At 66.1% G+C, this 16,599-nt stretch carries 21 protein-coding genes; 1 reads left to right on the top strand and 20 read right to left on the bottom strand.

Going from position 1 to position 16,599, the window contains the following annotated elements; genetic code table 11:
• Positions 1-243: 243 nt before the first annotated feature.
• The 13 genes from ED92_RS39180 to ED92_RS39230 form a co-directional block, all read right to left on the bottom strand.
• Positions 244-1,092 carry a hypothetical protein gene (locus tag ED92_RS39180; RefSeq protein WP_037347671.1) on the bottom strand — a complete coding sequence of 283 codons (849 nt, stop codon included), beginning with the start codon at positions 1,090-1,092 and terminating at the stop codon, positions 244-246.
• Positions 1,093-1,150: 58 nt separating this feature from the next.
• Entirely contained in the window at positions 1,151-1,498 is a 348-nt protein-coding gene (locus ED92_RS39185; protein ID WP_235213509.1) for a hypothetical protein, read from the bottom strand.
• Positions 1,498-1,701 carry a hypothetical protein gene (locus tag ED92_RS39190; RefSeq protein WP_152611161.1) on the bottom strand — a complete coding sequence of 68 codons (204 nt, stop codon included), beginning with the start codon at positions 1,699-1,701 and terminating at the stop codon, positions 1,498-1,500. Before ED92_RS39190 ends, ED92_RS39185 begins: the two co-directional genes overlap by 1 nt.
• A 56-nt stretch (positions 1,702-1,757) precedes the next feature.
• Complete coding sequence (locus ED92_RS43225) at positions 1,758-2,441, bottom strand: hypothetical protein (RefSeq protein ID WP_037347674.1); 684 nt, start codon at positions 2,439-2,441, stop codon at positions 1,758-1,760.
• A 17-nt stretch (positions 2,442-2,458) separates the two neighbouring features.
• A complete protein-coding gene (locus ED92_RS39200) occupies positions 2,459-2,683 on the bottom strand; it encodes a hypothetical protein (protein WP_037347675.1) in 225 nt (74 codons plus the stop codon).
• Positions 2,684-2,705: 22 nt separating this feature from the next.
• Complete coding sequence (locus tag ED92_RS39205; RefSeq protein WP_037347679.1) at positions 2,706-4,151, bottom strand: type IV secretory system conjugative DNA transfer family protein; 1,446 nt, start codon at positions 4,149-4,151, stop codon at positions 2,706-2,708.
• A gap of 128 nt (positions 4,152-4,279) precedes the next feature.
• On the bottom strand, positions 4,280-4,498 hold the full coding sequence (locus tag ED92_RS39210; RefSeq protein WP_037347681.1) for a hypothetical protein: 219 nt from the start codon (positions 4,496-4,498) through the stop codon (positions 4,280-4,282).
• 54 nt (positions 4,499-4,552) lie between these two features.
• Positions 4,553-4,828, bottom strand: coding sequence for a hypothetical protein (locus ED92_RS39215; protein ID WP_228688244.1), 276 nt, complete (start codon positions 4,826-4,828; stop codon positions 4,553-4,555).
• On the bottom strand, positions 4,828-5,217 hold the full coding sequence (locus ED92_RS39220; RefSeq protein ID WP_037347683.1) for a hypothetical protein: 390 nt from the start codon (positions 5,215-5,217) through the stop codon (positions 4,828-4,830). The genes ED92_RS39215 and ED92_RS39220 overlap by 1 nt, the downstream gene beginning before the upstream one ends.
• Positions 5,214-5,357 carry a hypothetical protein gene (locus ED92_RS42855; protein ID WP_158509150.1) on the bottom strand — a complete coding sequence of 48 codons (144 nt, stop codon included), beginning with the start codon at positions 5,355-5,357 and terminating at the stop codon, positions 5,214-5,216. The genes ED92_RS39220 and ED92_RS42855 overlap by 4 nt, the downstream gene beginning before the upstream one ends.
• A gap of 166 nt (positions 5,358-5,523) precedes the next feature.
• Positions 5,524-5,742 (bottom strand): hypothetical protein, encoded by a 219-nt coding sequence (locus ED92_RS42665; RefSeq protein WP_152611162.1) that lies wholly within the window; start codon positions 5,740-5,742, stop codon positions 5,524-5,526.
• Entirely contained in the window at positions 5,739-6,020 is a 282-nt protein-coding gene (locus tag ED92_RS39225) for a hypothetical protein (RefSeq protein ID WP_152611163.1), read from the bottom strand. The genes ED92_RS42665 and ED92_RS39225 overlap by 4 nt, the downstream gene beginning before the upstream one ends.
• Positions 6,021-6,253: 233 nt before the next feature.
• On the bottom strand, positions 6,254-6,592 hold the full coding sequence (locus ED92_RS39230; protein WP_037347686.1) for a hypothetical protein: 339 nt from the start codon (positions 6,590-6,592) through the stop codon (positions 6,254-6,256).
• 262 nt (positions 6,593-6,854) lie between these two features.
• Here ED92_RS39230 and ED92_RS42290 point away from each other — a divergent pair, with 262 nt between their 5' ends.
• The gene (locus tag ED92_RS42290) at positions 6,855-7,520 is read left to right on the top strand and encodes a GntR family transcriptional regulator (protein WP_081976068.1); all 666 of its coding nucleotides are present in this window, start codon (positions 6,855-6,857) and stop codon (positions 7,518-7,520) included.
• Positions 7,521-7,598: 78 nt separating this feature from the next.
• On the opposite strand, the gene ED92_RS42295 is transcribed toward ED92_RS42290, so the two are convergent.
• The 7 genes from ED92_RS42295 to ED92_RS39265 form a co-directional block, all read right to left on the bottom strand.
• The gene (locus ED92_RS42295) at positions 7,599-8,432 is read right to left on the bottom strand and encodes a hypothetical protein (protein ID WP_152611164.1); all 834 of its coding nucleotides are present in this window, start codon (positions 8,430-8,432) and stop codon (positions 7,599-7,601) included.
• Between the two features lie 928 nt (positions 8,433-9,360).
• Positions 9,361-10,437 (bottom strand): alkene reductase, encoded by a 1,077-nt coding sequence (locus ED92_RS39240; protein WP_037347691.1) that lies wholly within the window; start codon positions 10,435-10,437, stop codon positions 9,361-9,363.
• A gap of 38 nt (positions 10,438-10,475) precedes the next feature.
• Positions 10,476-11,552 carry a phosphotransferase family protein gene (locus tag ED92_RS39245; protein WP_052121268.1) on the bottom strand — a complete coding sequence of 359 codons (1,077 nt, stop codon included), beginning with the start codon at positions 11,550-11,552 and terminating at the stop codon, positions 10,476-10,478.
• A 2-nt stretch (positions 11,553-11,554) separates the two neighbouring features.
• The gene (locus ED92_RS39250; protein WP_052121270.1) at positions 11,555-12,877 is read right to left on the bottom strand and encodes a lanthionine synthetase LanC family protein; all 1,323 of its coding nucleotides are present in this window, start codon (positions 12,875-12,877) and stop codon (positions 11,555-11,557) included.
• Positions 12,874-14,529: an ABC transporter ATP-binding protein gene (locus ED92_RS39255; protein ID WP_152611165.1), complete on the bottom strand. Its 1,656-nt coding sequence runs from the start codon at positions 14,527-14,529 to the stop codon at positions 12,874-12,876. The genes ED92_RS39250 and ED92_RS39255 overlap by 4 nt, the downstream gene beginning before the upstream one ends.
• Positions 14,526-15,380, bottom strand: coding sequence for an ABC transporter permease (locus ED92_RS39260; protein ID WP_037347693.1), 855 nt, complete (start codon positions 15,378-15,380; stop codon positions 14,526-14,528). The genes ED92_RS39255 and ED92_RS39260 overlap by 4 nt, the downstream gene beginning before the upstream one ends.
• Positions 15,377-16,597 (bottom strand): amidohydrolase family protein, encoded by a 1,221-nt coding sequence (locus tag ED92_RS39265; protein ID WP_200882811.1) that lies wholly within the window; start codon positions 16,595-16,597, stop codon positions 15,377-15,379. The genes ED92_RS39260 and ED92_RS39265 overlap by 4 nt, the downstream gene beginning before the upstream one ends.
• Between the last annotated feature and the right edge of the window lie 2 nt (positions 16,598-16,599).

Consider the following 16,599-nt stretch of genomic DNA (forward strand, 5'->3'; position numbering starts at 1 on the left):
TGGCGCGGTCGGTGACGACGCGGTAGCCGGACAGGTGCACCGGCTGAAGGCATCCGCCGGTCGCGGTGACGCGGTCGCGGACGTGGCTCATGTTGAGATGGCGGGTGATGCGGGTAGCCAGTGAGGACCCGTCGTGCTCGGTGATCATGGCTCTCCATTCGTGCGGGCACGAGAGAGCCGGGCAGACCCCGGCACGGTCACCGGAGGCTGCCCGGCGAACGTGCGTGGTGCGGGAGGGACCGGTCAGGCGGTGACCGGGTGGTGGTTGATCGAGGCGTTCAGTTCGTCCACGAGGGTGGTGAGCATCGCCTCGGGCAGGTTGACCCTGGTGGTCAGATCGGCGGCCGTGACGGGCCTGCCAGCGTCGTGGGCGGTCTCGGTGATGCTGGTGACCGTGGTGCGGATGCTGGCGGGGAGCTTCGCGAACGTCGCCGACGTCGGGGGCCGGGGGGTCTGGATTTCGGCCGGCATAGCCACGGGGGAAGCCGCGGTTTGCCGCACGGTGTTCTCCCTGGTCGGGGCCGTGACCGTGGCGAGGGCTTGTTCGCGGACGCGGGTGCAGGTCTGCTGGATCACCGGCATGACCTCCGCCAGCAGGAACACCACGAGCGGGATCACCAGGTGGAAGAACACCATGCCCTTAGACACCTCGCCGTGGGCTGGCGCGAGTCCGGCCCAGACATTGGCCACCAGCGTGGCGCCCAGCAGGAGGCGCTTGAGGTAGCGCACGGGTTTGACGTCGACCGTGACGCCGTGGGAGAGCATCGAGGCTTCCCAGCGGAGCAGGGTCACCAGGATGCCCGCAAGCGCGGGTTCGGCCAGCCACGCGCCCCACCACAGCGGATCGGCGATCGGCCGGTCACCGGCGAGGAAGTCGTGCACGCCGGTGGTGGTGAACCCGAGCCCGATCGCGAGGAACACCCACATGGTTCGGGTGATCGAGGCCCGGAACCGGTCGGCAGTCACCGCGCCCAACATCGGATCGGTGGACAGCCGGTGCACGTCGCGGGCTTCGTCGAGCTGATCGGCCAGCGCGCGGACCCGGCGGGAGCGTGGGGTGTCCTCGCCCTCGATCTTGCGTTTCCTGAACATGATGTTGCCTCCTTCCAGGGGGATCGACGGGCGAGGCGCCCGTGGCACGACGGAGATCTCACGTGTCCCGCGAGGACTCCGTGCATGCCGGTGAAGCGGTCTGGATGTAGCGGGCTTGCGCGTCGAGCATGGCCGCCAGGTAGCGGGCGAACTCCGGGGGCATCGCCAGTTCCCATGCCTGATCCGGTTTTCCTGGCGGGGACTGGCTCACCCGCAGCAGCACCGTGGACGCGGTGCCGGAGACGGCCGTGTTCGTGACCGTCGCACGCTCGAACCGCACCCCCTCGATCGAGCGAAGCGGGTAGATCGCTAGCCCGTCCTCCAAACTGGACACCGCCGAGTGCCACACATCGGAGTCGGCCGCCGGAACAGTGTCCGGGGTAGTCACCTCTTCGTCTCGGAGCATCACAGAGTCCGCGCACTACTGAGGATCTTGTGCGCCTGGTACAGCAGCTCCTCCACGTCGTGTTTCGCCTTGTCTCGCTGCACCTTCAAGGCTTCGAGATCACGGTCACAGTACGCGTTGTACTCCCCCACCGTGAACAGCCACTTCCAATAGAGCAGATCGGTCAACAGCTTTCCGATCTTCGCGTCGATCTCCTGATACATCTCTTCGTATGATTCGCCAAAGTAGCTCAAGGTGTACATGCCCTGGTCCTTTCTGGTCAGCTCTTGCGCGGCTTCCGATCCGGGTCAACCTGAGAGAGCACTTTGGACGCTTCCGCGACCAGGCTTTCAGCTTTCCGTGTCGCGTTGATCCGGCGGTTCTTCAGGTCCGCGAACTCGGCTTCACTGAGCCGCAATTCATCACGGCTCGCTCCCCACGCGGCGGTGACGAGCTGATCGAGAGCGACTTTCAGACGTCGTTGGGCTTCTTCGTAGAACTCTGCGAACGTCGGCCCGTAGACCATGTTGGACAGTCCTTTCAGGAAGTCGGCGAATCCTAGGCCGAAGTCCGGTTGGGTAGGATCGACGATCACGACTTTCGCCGGATTCGCCACCTGGTTGACGAAGTCGCCCATCCCGGTACCGGGTCGGCGATGCTCGGGGAGCGGCAGCACCGGGAGCCGGTCGGTCCCGAGTCGTGCGGCTTGCTCGGCCGCCCACGCGTCCATCGCTCGTTCGTCGCCGTGGAAATCGGGCGGGGCAGGTATCTGCGCGAGTTGCGGATGCTGTTCGCGCAGCCATTCCTTGCACGCCGGGCCGACGGCCAGTGCGGCCATACCGGCGCCAGGCATCTCACGCCCGACGATGTGAGCGAGGATCTGCCGGTACTGCAAGGCATTCGAGGGAAGGCCGTGAGTCACGGCGAGGATCGAGTACAGATCGAACTCTTTAGCACCACTCATCTATCTGTCCTTTGTGACTAGTCGCGGGTGTAGTGGATGACCTGGTACGTTCCAGCGCCGTTGCGTTCCGCGTGCCATTCCTTCCAGATCCCGACGGTCAGTCCGATGTAGACGAGGACCGTCGAGCCGACCGCGAGGACGTTCCACCAGAAGCCTCGGATGAGAACTCCTTCGAGGATGACGGCGAGAGCAGCGAGGCCGGTGATTTTGAGCCAGAGCCACAGAAGCTTGAGGGTGATCACTGATCTTGTCCTTTCTGGACGGTCAGGCGGCGAAGGGCACGACGATCCCGGCGGGGCCGTCGTCGTCGAAGTGCGGGGTGCAGAGCCGGACGAGTTCGTCAATGTCGTCGTCGGTGCTGTAGCCCGCGCGGACCCGGATCGGGGTGCGGGACTTCTCCGAGGTGCGGTAGCCGATGCCCTCGCAGCCCTCTTCCGGGATCTCGTCGGCGAGAGCGCCACGAAGCCGCGCGTCCTCCCCAAGCACCATGTCCACATAGGAGGCCGAGCCGGTGCGCAGCGAGATCCGCCGGGTGAACAGATCTCGAACCGGCACAATGTCCTTCGTGGGTTCCTGGACGTAGGCCACGACCGCGAAACCGGCCGCGCGGCCCTGAGTCAGGATCTCCGCGAGAATCCGGTTCACCTGGCTGATCGTGGAGCGGCTACCACCGAGCGCGGTGAGCATCGCCAGTTCGTCGATCATCAGGACTTCGAACGGGGTTTCGGCCGAGGGGGTGAACTTGCGGAGCTTGTGCTCCCTCAAGTACGCCTGGCGTTCCCGCATCCGGTCCCGGTAGTCGAGCAGTACCGCGAGCATCGGATCGACGTCCTCGGGGCCGGTGCCGTCGTCGTACTCCACGTCGTCGTCGGCGGAGGTGGCGTGCCGGTAGAACAGCGGCTTCCCGCGTTCGGTCTCCATGCCGCCCTTGGGGTCGATCATCCAGATCCGGGCGATCTGTTCCCGGATCATCGGCCCCATCGCCCGCAGCGGGTTCCACAGCAGCGACCCCTTACCCGAGCCGGTCGCGCCGGAGATCAGCCAGTGGTGCCCGAGCAGCGGTTCGGCCCAGATCTCGCCCTGTTCGGTGTCGCCCAGCTCGATCGCCTTGAGATCGACCTCATCCACCTCGCCGGGGATGTCCGCCGGGGGGATCACGTCGTCGAATGGGTTGCCGTGCACCAGGGTGATCGTCAGGATCCGGGGCTTGCTGCCCTTCTCGATCGCGATCACGTCCGCTCCGAGCGCGGCGGCTAGCTCGTCCTGGACGTCCTGGAAGACGCGCAGCGACTGGCCTTTGACGAACTTGACCTTGAGGACGTCGATCGACGGGGTGGGCGCGGCGACCCGGAGCAGACGCGGCACCAGGAGTTCCCCGGTCCGGCGGTCCTGCCCCACCAGGTTGCAGTACTCCAAGGACTCCTTCCAGGACTTGCCGATGTAGCGGGTCCAGCGACGGCGGACGGCACGAAGCCGCGGTGACGCCACCGCCATGTAGGAGTCTTTGTGCAGGTAGCGCCAGGACAGCCCGGCACCGACCAGACCGGCCACCGCGCTACCGGTGGTGACCGCGCCCAGCTCGATGACGCTCGTGCCGAAAACGGCCGGCATAGCCGTGACACCGGGGTGGCGCAGCATCCAGCCCGCGCACCGGGCCGGGATCGGGGTCTTCCCGCTCGAACGGCGGGTCGTGGACTTCGGGGTCTTCATCGGTAGATCTCCTGTGTTCAGTGGACACAGGAGGGCCGCAGAGCCCCGGACGCTGGACGCTGGGGTCTACGGCCCTCACTACGTCCAGACGGATCGGTCATGCGGTTGTCGGTACTACGTCCCGGCGGTCAGCGTCGCCGGGCGGCGGGCTTCTTCTTCGAGCCACCAGCGAACAGCGGTTTCGCCGACTCCACGGTGGTGATCGCGGTCGCGACCTTGCGGGCGGCATTCGTGTGCTGCTTGCCGACCCCGGCGACCCGGTTGGACAAGTTCGTCAACGAGCTACGGAGCTTCTTCATCGCGTTGTCCAGCTCCGTCAACTTGCCGTCGATCTGGTTGGTGCTCATCGGTTTCTCCTCAGTGCTCGGAAGGAATCGGGTTCTTCTGCTCCCCGGTGGCGATCAGACCCGCCAGCCCCGCGAGATCAGTTCCGCCTTACGCTTGAGCGCGGCCTCCCGCAGCTCGTCCAGCGCGGTGGACGCGGCCCGGAGATCCGCCTGAACCTCGGACTTGGTCGGGACCTGCCAGCCCTCGAACCGGTCCGCCGTGGCGCCCTTGTCGTCCAAGGACTTCCCGAGCTTGCCGACCTCATCGAACGCTTTGCGGACCTCATCGAGCGCGAACTCGAACTCCGCGAACCGGGCCTTGTTGACCTTGTTGATCGTCTGCGACGTCATCACGATGCCTTTCGCTTGCGAGAACAGGGAATCGGCGCCAAAGAGCGCCACTGGCGGGCCTTCACCTTGGTGGTCTTGGGCACCAAGACCGAGTTACCCGGCCCCTCGAACCCGTGGTGGGTGTAGACGTGCACACCTCCCTTCGTCAGCCACTTCGCGGTCAGGAGCTGATGCACGGCCTCTTCCTCGGGGCGGGGGGCGGCCTCGATCGTCTTGCGGGCAACCAGGTGATACACCCGCTCCGAGGGGCCGACCAGCACATACCCGGTGTTCTCCGCAACCTGTAGCACCTTCTCGATCAAGGTCATGTCGTTGATCGGAGGGGCCGCCGGTCCCGTCGTCACCGGCTCGTCCACCGGATTCCCGAACAGGTCCACCGCGCCCGTCATCGCGTCCCCCGCGTACCGACCACCGCCAGCAACCCCAGAACCAGGGCGACCACACCGGCCACCGGCATGGCGACCACCAACACGGCGACCAGCAGCAGCCACAGCGGATAGAACGTCACCTTCGCGAAACTCGTCTCCATCACATTCCTCACATCTGCCACTGGCGACCGCACACATTGCAGGTCGCGATACGGGTCGGGGACAGCCAGAAATTCGCCGAACACACGTGGTTGGTCTTAGGAACCCCGCTTCGGGCCGTTCGGGTCGAACGATGAAAGACCGCTCCGCAGAGCGTCCACAGCCGACTTAACCATTGCCCTTCACTCCTTCCACGCTCTTTCCGATCGCGTGAATTTCCTGGTTGATTCCGATCAGTTCTTCGATCACCCGGTTCGTTCGAGACCGCGCATCCGAGTCCACTCCGAGCGCCAATCTCACCGCCTGGTCTAGTTCGCGGATCACTTCGCGGACACCTCGATAAGTGCTCTCGTAAGAACCGAGAAGGAGGCTTACGCGTTCGTTCACTTCCCCCTCCTTCGGTCTTCATAGGTCTTGGCCTCATCGATTCGGTATCGAATCAAGTCCATCTGTGCCAGCGAGTTACCCAATTCGCCGACCAGGAGGCTGTGCGACAGCCGCAGGTCTCGATCTGTGATGAACACCAGATTCGAGACATCGTCCAGTGCGCGGACCATGCTGCTCAGATCCTTCATGGCCTTGTCGAACACTTCCAGGAGCTCGGCCTTCAGCGGTGCAGTGATCACCACTCCTCCCCAGCGTCGACCAGGTGCAGCCACGGCCACGCGTTCAACTGTGCGGCCAAAATTTCGTGCTCACTCATTCTCAAACCCTCATTTCGTCTAGGACGGATACACCCGCCGGTCCCTGACGAAATGAGGTCAGGAACCAAAGCGCGTAGCCGTATTAGGCGCGTTTTTGGGCATAGTTGGGCTCACTATGTATTTGTCAATGATCAGAAGAATTCAGTGCCCGAGCGGGCAAGATGCCGATTTGGCAGGAATCACGCGACGCGTGATCAGAACAGGGGCTTCATTCCGGCCGCACCCCAAGCCACGCCCGAGACGGTCTCGCCCCGGTCGTTCTTGAACGAGTAGGGCGTCACGCGCGGGTCGATCAGTTCGACGCGGGTCATGTCGTCCTCCGAGAAGCCCTCGCCGGGGTCAGCATCCAGGGTCACCCGGATCTCCTCGCCCTTCTCGCCCTTGGCCTTCACCATGAGCGCCACCGTGTACTTGGTGACCCCTTCGCGGTCGGTCACAACCTCTTCGCGGCCGTCGACCTTGCGCATCTTCATCTCCGGGTTCTCCGAGACCGTGAGCCGGTAGCCCGCCAGGTTCACCGGGATGTTCCGCATGTCTGCCTCCGTTGGTTGTCGTTGCTTGCTGACACCAACGTATACGCAACTACGTATACGCACAAGGTCTACGTATACGTAGACCGGTCGATTCACGCGTTTGGAGTAGTCGCTAGGTGTCTGACCAGCAGAAATACCGCGCAGCGAGGCGCAGGGGTGCCATGATGGAGGCGAGATCGACGCTGCAACGAACGTACGTATACGAAGTTGTGTATGCTGTAGAGGTCAGCAGGCATGCGGCTCGGATGAAGGGACCACGCTCGTGGCGGAACCGGCATATGTCGCCATTGCAGGTGAGTACGCTCGCAAGATCCGAGCGGGAGAGCTTCCGGCGGGGGTGCAGCTTCCAAGCTATGCGGAGCTGGCGGAGCGGCACGGAGTCTCAGATATCGTTGTCCGGCGGGCTATTGAGCTTCTGCAAAATCAGGGGCTTGTTCGAGCTGTTCGACGACGTGGTGTTTTCGTGGCAGATCGCACTAATCTCGTGCGGATTGCGCCAGAGCGTCAAATGGAGACCGCTGAAACCACGTTTGGAAATGAGTCGAATCATCCTGTCCGGGTTGATCGAGAATCCCAGCGAGTGCCTGCCAGTGGTGAACTTGCTGAAATTCTCGGCGTGGAAGTGGGGGACCAGATTTTGCACGTGGTAACGCGTGCGTCGGAGAACAGGCAGCCAATCCACATTTCAGATACTTATCAGCCTATTGGGATAGAAGGAGTGTCTGCTGCGAAATATCTTGAAGAGACGATCGCGGATCGCCCGCCTGTGCCCACGCATGCGGAGTGGCTGCGCGTGACTCCTGGTGATCTAGTGAAGGCGATTCACCAGCGCTTCACTGATGAGCAGGGCAAGGTTGTAATGGTTTCAGACGTTTCCTATCCGCTCGACCGATACGACGCATTCGTCTTTCGCATGACTCTGAATTAAAACTCTAGCTGATCTGGAAAAGGCTGACCAGAAATGCCCGGCGAGCGTGGTGCGCTTGCCGGGCATTTCTATTTTGAATTACTTTCGTGTCCATTGTTGCGCGACGTCATTTAAGTTCCACCACGAGACAAACTTGTGGTCTTGTGACTTCAGTGACCATCGTTCTGCTAGGCCATCAAAAAATGCGTTATCGCCGGTCTTTCCGCCTCGCGGTTCGCCAACAAAGATCAAGTGATCGCCGTCTGCCTTCTCGAATTCCGCCAGCGCACTGGACGCCATTTCGCTTCCCCAGCCAGGCGGCCAGCAGAGGAAGAGTGTCGAACCTGGTGGCCATCCATGCTGGGCGAAGTTCTCCAAGTTGTGAACAGGGTGCCATGCGTCGCGCTGCCCCGAAGCGCTCGGGAACGAGGGGTTATCTGTCATATCTGGAGGCTCGACGTCATAGGCGACAACCGAAACTCGCATCGCTGCCAACTGGGCTGCCCAGTAGCCACGCCCAGCTCCTAGTTCCACCACAGGGCGGCTCCCTACGCACCCGGAAACCCATTTAAGGGTCTGGGGAGAAGGGACGGCGTACGCGTAGGCGGACTGGAGGATTGTTGCCGCGTAGCCGAGCCTGCCGCTCCCACGGGGGTTGCCTCCGTCGATCACGAGCCGGTCGCCACGCTCGGAGACGACAGGCGAGACGATGTCCCAATAAGGATTCGAGCTGACGGACGCGCCGCCGGTCATGTAATGGACGAACCGTAAGTCGAAGGCTGCATCTGCCCTGTCGTCGCCCGTTCCCTGGAGTTGGGGTGCCATGTCGAGGTACTCGGCGACCCTTGGATACTCAAGCCGGAGACGCTGATCATCATCGAGCAGCATTGCAAGCTCGTCACGGCGTTCTGCTGTTAGCGCGAGTTCGACCACTCGTCCGATCCTGGTGCACCAGCTCGATGGCCCGCAACCCGGACAGGTCGGCCAGAATCTCAGCGTGTTCAGAGTTTCATTACTTGTTCAAGGCGGCCCCTCCGGGGCCGCTGGCCAGGGTGTTTGATCCACGGGCAAGCCCCGCCGGGGCGTGCGGCCTGGCGGCCGGTCCCCGGCGGTCGCCCGTGGAAAAGCCAGCCAGCGGCCCACCCGTCGGAGGGGCCGTCAACAAGGGTTCGGGCCGTGGACCAGGGAATACGGCAGTGCCGGCGTGGCCCCGCGGTTCACTTGCGTCAACAAGCGCAATGTCCTCGCCGGACGGGCAGGTCTCCGGGATGGTCGAGGAGAGCGCGGAGCTCGCGTTCGTGTGTGCCTGTCGTCCATCCCATCGACCTCCTGAGGGCTATCGAGCCCGTCAAGGGGGCGGTCTGGCGGTACGCTCACGACAGCAGGAGCGGTGCCCCCTTGACAGACTCGATCGGGCTGGCGCCAGGTCGATGGGATGGACGAAGAGGCCCCCACTTGTAGGTTGAGATCGAAGATCAAACCCGCCTTTAACCCATCGCAATCACTCGATCATGACCGCCAACGATGACAAACGATGTGCGTTCTCTTCCGCAAACCACGCAGGTCATGAGCCATAACGATCGTCCACAACAGACGATGACAAGTGTGTCGCTCTAATCTCTAGGTCGCAGGTTCAAGTCCTGCCGGGGGCACGTCGCAGAGGAGAACGGGATCGGAGGGGCCGGACAGGCCCCTCCTCCCGGGGCGTCGTTTCAGGCCGTCCGCTCGATCGTCGGCCTCGACATGGAACGTCTCCCCCTGACGGCCTGGTCTCCGTACAGCCGGGCTGCTCAGCCGCCGGTTCCGCCGAGCGTCGAAGTCGGCGGGCACGGATTCGTCATGGAGCGCTGTGACGGGGAACTCAGGCGGTGGGGGCTAGCGTGGGGTAGTCGGTGTAGCCGCGAGCGTCACCGCCATAGAACGTTTCCGGATCAGGCGGATTGAGTTCCGCCGCGTTGCGTAACCGGTACGGTAAGTCGGGATTGGCCAGGAACTGCCTGCCGAAGGCGATCAAGTCCGCGCCTTCGTCCAGCACCCGCCGGACCAGGCGGAGGGTCGGCTCGGTGCCGAGTTCCCCGGTTCCCGGATTCACGATCAGTGTCGATGGCCAACGCCGCCGGATCATCCGAGCGATCGCCGGGTCGGAGCCGACCACCAGGTGCACGTACGCCAGTCCGATCGAGGAGAGGACGTCGATGAGTTCCGAGTAGATCCGTTCCGCGTCCCCTTCGGCCATGTCGTTGATGCCGAAGCGAGGCGAGAGCCGGATGCCGACCCTGCCGGCGCCGATCGCGTCCCCGACCGCTTCGGCGACCTCTCGGACGAACCGGACACGGTTCGCCGGCGTTCCGCCGTACCTGTCGACCCGCTTGTTCGTGCGATCGGCGAGAAACTGGTGCAGTAGATATCCGTTCGCCCCGTGCAGTTCGACGCCGTCGAAACCGGCCCGGATCGCCGCGCGCGCAGCACTCGCGAAGTCTTGAACGGTCGCGGCGATCTCGTCCGGGCGCAGAGCGCGCGGAGTCACGTAGTCGCGCTTGCCCTGATATGTGCTCGCCTGCCCGGCCGGGCGGATCGCCGACGGCGCCACCGGCAGGTGTCCGTCGCGCAGCGACGGGTGGCCGATCCGGCCGGAGTGGGCGAGCTGCACCAAGAACCGGCCGCCTGCCGCGTGCACCTCGTCGGTGACCCGACGCCAATGCCGTACATGCTCCTCGGTATGCAGATGCGGGCAGTTCGGGTGGCCCTGCGCGATCCAGTTCGGGTGCGTGCTCTCACTGATGATCAGGCCTGCCGACGCGCGCTGCGCGTAGTAGGCAGGCGCGTGCTCGGACGGGTGGCCCGCCACCGTCGCGCGGCACCGCCCCATGGGGGACATGACCAGTCGGTTCGGCGCCACGATGCCGCCGACCTCGACCTCGTCGAAAAGATCTTTCACAGTCGCCTCCCGATCCTGGCAAGAAAGTACTTCCACTTTCACCGCGCGCGATCCTGGCCGGGTAGAGCCGTGGTCTCGGCCAAGGTTCGCGCGAGCAACGCGACCGCGTTGCGATGCAAGGGAAAGTCGGTTCCCGGCGGCACCATCCTCCGATCCACCGCGAGCCGAGTGACACGGGCGGTGACGAGTGCGAAGCGAAAGCCCGCGAAAACCTCGTAATAGCCCAGATCCCGCACCGGCCTGCCGAGTCGGCGCTCGTAGTACGCCAAGGTTTCGGCGCGATCGGGCCACCCGGTCAGCCGAGGCACGCCGATCCCCTCGCTCAGATTGCGATCCAGGTAGAGGTACCAGGCCAGGTCGACTTCCGGCTGGCCGATCGCGGCCATCTCCCAATCCAGGACGGCGACCGGGGTCGTCCCGTCGAAGATGAGGTTGCCGATCCTCGCGTCGCCCCACACCAGTCCGGGTTCGACCGGATCTCCGGGGTCGTGGGTACGGAGCCAGTCCAGCGCCGTTGAAACCACTTCGTCATCGGCGCAGCCGAAGAAGCCGAGTTGCCCGGCATATCGGTCGAGGTGTCGCGCTGTGCTGGTTCGCCCGGCACCGCCCGCGTCGAGCAGACCGGCTCCCACCGAGCCGAGGGGAAGCAGATGGATCCGGGCCAGCATGTCGACCCCGGCGAACCACAGCCGGCGTCTCGCTGGTTCCGGCAGCTCGGCGACCCATCCTTGCCGGTGATAAGAGGGATAGTCACTCGGAACCCGCCCATCGACCCAGTCCTGTACCAGGAACGGGGCGCCCAGCACCGATGGATCGGGCTCGTAGTCCCGCAGCCCTGGCACCGGCAGGTCACTTTCCTTGTCAAGGACGCGCAGCACTTCCACCTGCTCCGCGAACCTGTCCCACGGGTACACCCGGTGCACCGTCGGCGCGACCCGGATCACCAGCCGTTCGCCGGCGCCCGCACGTCGCAGGTCGACGATCAGCGTCTCGGTGGAGAACCCCGACCCCGGCACCGAAACGCTCGTTACCGTACACCTCGGGTCGCGTTCACCGAACCAGCTCGCGAGTCGCTCCAGCGTGCGCGCCGGATCGCGTTGCTGCGGCACCGCCACGATCAGGCCCTCGGCAGAGTCGGTGAGGGCGGGGGAACGAAACGACCGGCGTCGGCGAGATGCAGGCTGGTCAAGAAGCCCGCGACACCGGCGGCGCCGCACATGTACCCGGTATAGGCCGCGACCGCCCACGGTTCGTGCCGGTTCGCCGCGTCGTACCAGCACCGGCCGCCGTCCTCCGCCGGGGTCGACCGTGCGATCAGCTGCCCGCCGAGTTCGCGCGCGTACTGGAGGTACTCGGATTCACCGGTGAGCGCCCAGGCACGCAGGAGAAATTCTCCGATTCCCGCGGTGCCGCAACATTGTGAGACCACGTTCCAGTAGCCGGGGCTCTGCCGGGTCAACGGATCGGCGCCGAGCACGCCGTCCGCGAACCGTCGCACCCAATCCAGCCATTCGTCCGCACCGGTGGTCAGGTGGAGCTGGTGGAACAGTTTCGCCGTGCCCGCCGGGCCGTGGCAATGACCGAGGTAGAACAGGTCGGTGCCGCCGGGTTCGTGATGGAACAGCAACGCTCCCTGTCCGGTCCCGACGGCGATGTCGGCGAGATGTCGTGCCGCGGCGACCGCTGCTTCCCCGAACTCCGGATCTCCGGTCACGGCGTGCAACCGGGCGAGGGCGAAGCCGACGCCCGCGGTGCCGAACTCGAAGTTCGGCAGGTACATCTCGGGGGCCGCGGGCCAGCGCAGGCCTCCTTCGCCCACCGGCTCGGCGATCTCCACCAGCCGCTTGCCCGCCACCACGGCCGTCTCCACCGGCGCCGGATCCTCCAGCACCTCAGCCGCGTGCAGCAACGAAAGCAGCACACCCGAATCCCCTCGGGCGACGCCGGCCTGGCCGGTCCAGCCCGGCCCGGCGTGCTGAGTGAGGAACACGGCCGCCTCCCGCGCGGCGTGCGCGTAACGCTCTTCTCCGGTGACTCGCCACATCTCGAGCAAGGCGAACATCTCGCCGGGTAACCCCTCGTACATCGAGAACCGGAGGTCGGTGCCCTCACCGGTACTCCGCGCCGCGCTCTCCATTCGCCATGACGCCGTGATCTCGTCCGCCCCGGCGATCGCATCGTCCATAATGGACTTATCGGGAACAGCGTCCGCGAGACGCAGTAAGAACAACACGATCCCCGCGGTACCACCGTAGAGACCGTGCGGGGAATGCGCGACAAAGGGAGGACGGGCGGCCGGATCGGCGGGGTCGGCAGGCCAGTAGCGCCCGGCCTCGGTCGGCACCGCGACCTTGCGGAGCCAATTCACGGTTTCGAAAGCCGCCGTCGCGGGGTCCACCGCGCTGCCCCGGGTCCATGGCGCGTACGCCGTGTCGGTCATCTCCGCGTTTCCTCCTCGTCGTCGGGGACGTTCCTGGCGATCACGTCATCCGGCGACGGCAACGCCGAGATGAGCTCCTTGGTGTAGGGCTGTTGCGGGTTCACGAACACGCTTTCGGCCGCCGCCGCTTCGATGATCTGGCCGTCCTTCATCACCGCGACCCGATCGCTGACGTGACGCACCACCCCGAGATCGTGCGAGATGAACAACATCGCGGTGCCGAGTTCGGCCTGCAGATCGGCGAGCAGGTCGAGGATCTGGGCCTGCACCGAGACGTCCAGCGCCGAAACCGGCTCGTCGCAAAGAAGCACCCGCGGCGAGCAGGCGAGTGCCCTGGCGATGGCCACCCGTTGCCGCTGCCCGCCGGACAGCTCGGCCGGGCGGCGGCGCAGCAACGCGGCGGGCAGCCGTACCAGGTCCATCAGCTCGCGGATCCTCGCCGCGCGGACGGCACGTCCGCCCGGAAGCGCCTCACCGAGCAGCCCGGCGATGGTGAATCGTGGGTCGAACGAACCTGCCGGGTCCTGCTGCACCGCCTGGATCACATGCCTGCGCGGGCGGCGGGACCGTTCCGATCCCACACTCCACGGTTCGCCCGCCAGCCACACCGTGCCGTGATCCGGTTTCAGCAGACCGAGCACCATCCTCGCGGTGGTGGTCTTGCCGGAGCCGGACTCACCGACGACGCCGAGTGTCTCCCCGTCGGAGAGGGTGAAGGACACGTCCCGGACCGCTGGGCGGTATCGGCCGTCGGGAGCCAGGAAGGACTTCCCCAACCGGTCCACGACCAGCACCGGCCCGCCGGGCCGGGGTTCGGGAGCGGCGGTCCGTCCGAGTGGTTCGGCACCGGACAGCCTGCTGCCTTTGGCATGGGTGGACGGCACCGCGGCGAGCAGGTCCCTCGTGTACTGCGCGTCGGGTTCACGCAGCACACGCACCGCCGGGCCGTACTCGACCACAGCCCCCTCGGAGAGCACCGCGATCCGGTCCGCCAGCCGGGCCACCACCGCCAGGTCGTGGCTGATCAGCAACACCGCGGTACCCGCGTCCCGAAGCTCACCGAACAGGTCGAGCACCTGTCGCTGCACGGTCACGTCCAGCGCGGTGGTCGGTTCGTCCGCGATCAGCAACGACGGACGACCGGCCAGTGCCGCGGCGATCAGTGCCCGTTGCCGCTGACCACCGGAAAGCTGGAAGGTGTACTGCTGTGCCTTGATTTCCGGCGAAGGCAGTCCGGCACGTGACAGCAGTGAGCCCACTTCGGCATTCAGCGCGGACCGCTCGACGACCGTGTGTATCCGCAGGGTTTCCGCCACCTCCCGGCCCACCCGCCGCAACGGGTCGAGGGAGGTCATCGCATCCTGATGGACGAGACCGATCCGCCTGCCCCGTAGTCGGCGCCATTCCGGCTCCCCGAGTGCGCTGAGATCGTGCCCGTCGAAGGAAAGCCGTCGTGCGGCCACGGAACTTCCCGGCCCGGCGAGGCCCAGCAGAGCCCTGGCGGTGACACTCTTGCCCGAACCGGATTCGCCCACCAGCGCGACGCATTCGCCGGGCGCGACGGTGAACGACACGTCCCGCACCGCTTGGGTGCGCCCGAACGAGACGGCGAGCCGTTCCACCTCCAGCCCGCCGGCCTCCCCCGCGCTCACGACTGACCTGTCCTGTCGAACCGCGCCCGCAGGTAGCGGCCGAGCACCGTGGTGGCGACCACGGTCAGGGTCACCGTGCAGCCGGGGAACACCGCCATCCACCAGGCGACCTGCACGTATCCGCTGGCCTCGGCGAGCAGTGTGCCCCATTCCGGGTCCGGCGGGGCCGGTCCGAGGCCGAGGAAGCTCAGTGACGAACCGTGGATGATCGCGGTCCCGGTGCCGATGGTGGCCAGCACCATCAGCGGGCTGATCGCGTTCGGGATCACATGCCTCATCACGATCCGCATCCCGGTCAGGCCGAGCCCCACCGAAGCCTCGACGTACCCGGACTCGCGCACCGCGAGCACCTGGCCGCGCACCAGCCGCGCATAGGGCGGAACCGCGGAAACCGCGATCGCGATCAGCACGTTCGACTGGCCTTTGCCGAGCACCGCGATCACCAGCAAGGCCAGCATCAGGCCCGGCAAGGCGAGCAGCACGTCGACGAACCGCATCAGCACCGTATCCGCGATCCGCCCGCCCATTCCGGCGAGCAGCCCGAGCAGGCCGCCGCACAGGACGGCGAGCGCGGTACCGCCGAAACCGACCAGCAGCGAGTCCCGGGCGCCGGCGACGACCCGGGTGTAGACGTCCCGGCCGAGCTGATCGGTACCGAACGGGTGCTGCCAGCTCGGCGAACGCAGGGCGTTCACCGGATCCGTGGCCAGCGGGGAACCACCGGCGAGCAGCTCGGGCCACAATGCGGCCAGCAATACCAGTGCGAACAACGCGGCCGCCAGGATCGGCGCCCAGAGCCGCCTCGCGGTTTCGCCCCGGACCGGCACGTCCGGCAGATCGAGTGTCGTCATAGCGGCATCACCCCGTCGTGATCGGCCTGCGGATCGGGGCGGTAGGCCCGCCCGGCGGCGATGACCATGCGCACTTCACGCAGATCCGAGATCTCGGCCAGCGGGTCGCCCTCGACGACGAGCAGATCCGCTGCCATGCCGGTCGCTATCCGGCCGGTGCTGTCGCCGATCCCCAGCGCCTCCGCGGCCCTCGCGGTCGCCATCTCGATGATCTCCTGGACCGGGAATCCCGCTTCCCGGAATCCTTCCAAACCATCCACAAAGGACTCGAAGGGAGCGCCGAGAACGCCGGCGTCGGTGCCAGCGATCATGCGTACCCCGTGCGCGCGCATGGTGCGCAACCGGTCCAGATACGCTTCGAACTCCGCCGCCCCGAGTCGTTCCCGCGACGACCTCCAGCGCGCGCTGACCGTGGGGCACACCCAGACGCCGCGGGCGGCGAGATCCGCGACCACGTCCAGCCGCAGGTCCCTCCCGCCAGCCTCGGTCAGCCAGCTCGCGTGTTCCACACTGTGTACCCCGGCCCGGACGGCCAGCTCGATCCCCTCGACGCCGTGCGCGTGCGCGGCGACCGGACAACCGAACCGGGCGGCCTCCGCCACGACCACCGCCAGTTCCCGCTCGGTGAACTGCGTCCGCCACGGTGGCGGGCCGTCGGGAGTGATACCGCCCCCGGTGACCATGACCTTCACCAGGTCGGCACCATCACGCACCAGTCGCCGTACCGCGCGCCGCAGGGCGACCTCACCATCCGCCTCACCGCCGAGCTGCCAGCAATGCCCGCCGGTGATGGTGATCGGCGTCCCGGCCGCGACGATCCTCGGCCCGGCGACCGTACCCTCGGCGATCTCGTCCCGCAATCGGATCGCCAGCCCGTCGCGGTCGCCGAGGTCGCGCACGGTGGTCACCCCGGCGGCCAGCAGCCTGCGGGCACGTCCGGCCATCCGCATGCCGAGCACCGCGTCCGGGGTGTTCGCCGCCGTTGCCTGCGCCTCCGGCCCGGTGTCGAACGCGAGGTGCACGTGGGCGTCGATCAAACCCGGCAGGATCGTGCACCGCGGAAAACCGAACCGGGCCACCGAACCGGGCGCGTCGGCGATCACCGAAGCCCGGTCGCCCACCGCGGCGATCAACCCGTCTCGAACCCGGACCGCGCCGTCCGGGATCCACTCACCGGCGCCGGTCAGCACCTTGGGGGCGGAAAGCACCATGTCCATCG

The organism is Amycolatopsis sp. MJM2582 (assembly GCF_000754115.1).
GTDB lineage: Bacteria > Actinomycetota > Actinomycetes > Mycobacteriales > Pseudonocardiaceae > Amycolatopsis > Amycolatopsis japonica.

Coding starts and splice junctions, on each gene's coding strand:
- ED92_RS39215 (WP_228688244.1), bottom strand. CDS start 4,828: ATGACGTCGCAGACGATCAACAAGGTCAACAAGGCCCGGTTCGCGGAG.
- ED92_RS39230 (WP_037347686.1), bottom strand. CDS start 6,592: ATGCGGAACATCCCGGTGAACCTGGCGGGCTACCGGCTCACGGTCTCG.
- ED92_RS39210 (WP_037347681.1), bottom strand. CDS start 4,498: ATGAGCACCAACCAGATCGACGGCAAGTTGACGGAGCTGGACAACGCG.
- ED92_RS42855 (WP_158509150.1), bottom strand. CDS start 5,357: ATGGAGACGAGTTTCGCGAAGGTGACGTTCTATCCGCTGTGGCTGCTG.
- ED92_RS43225 (WP_037347674.1), bottom strand. CDS start 2,441: ATGAGTGGTGCTAAAGAGTTCGATCTGTACTCGATCCTCGCCGTGACT.
- ED92_RS39180 (WP_037347671.1), bottom strand. CDS start 1,092: ATGTTCAGGAAACGCAAGATCGAGGGCGAGGACACCCCACGCTCCCGC.
- ED92_RS39220 (WP_037347683.1), bottom strand. CDS start 5,217: ATGACGGGCGCGGTGGACCTGTTCGGGAATCCGGTGGACGAGCCGGTG.
- ED92_RS39265 (WP_200882811.1), bottom strand. CDS start 16,597: ATGGACATGGTGCTTTCCGCCCCCAAGGTGCTGACCGGCGCCGGTGAG.
- ED92_RS39250 (WP_052121270.1), bottom strand. CDS start 12,877: ATGACCGACACGGCGTACGCGCCATGGACCCGGGGCAGCGCGGTGGAC.
- ED92_RS39185 (WP_235213509.1), bottom strand. CDS start 1,498: ATGCTCCGAGACGAAGAGGTGACTACCCCGGACACTGTTCCGGCGGCC.
- ED92_RS39205 (WP_037347679.1), bottom strand. CDS start 4,151: ATGAAGACCCCGAAGTCCACGACCCGCCGTTCGAGCGGGAAGACCCCG.
- ED92_RS39260 (WP_037347693.1), bottom strand. CDS start 15,380: ATGACGACACTCGATCTGCCGGACGTGCCGGTCCGGGGCGAAACCGCG.
- ED92_RS39190 (WP_152611161.1), bottom strand. CDS start 1,701: ATGTATCAGGAGATCGACGCGAAGATCGGAAAGCTGTTGACCGATCTG.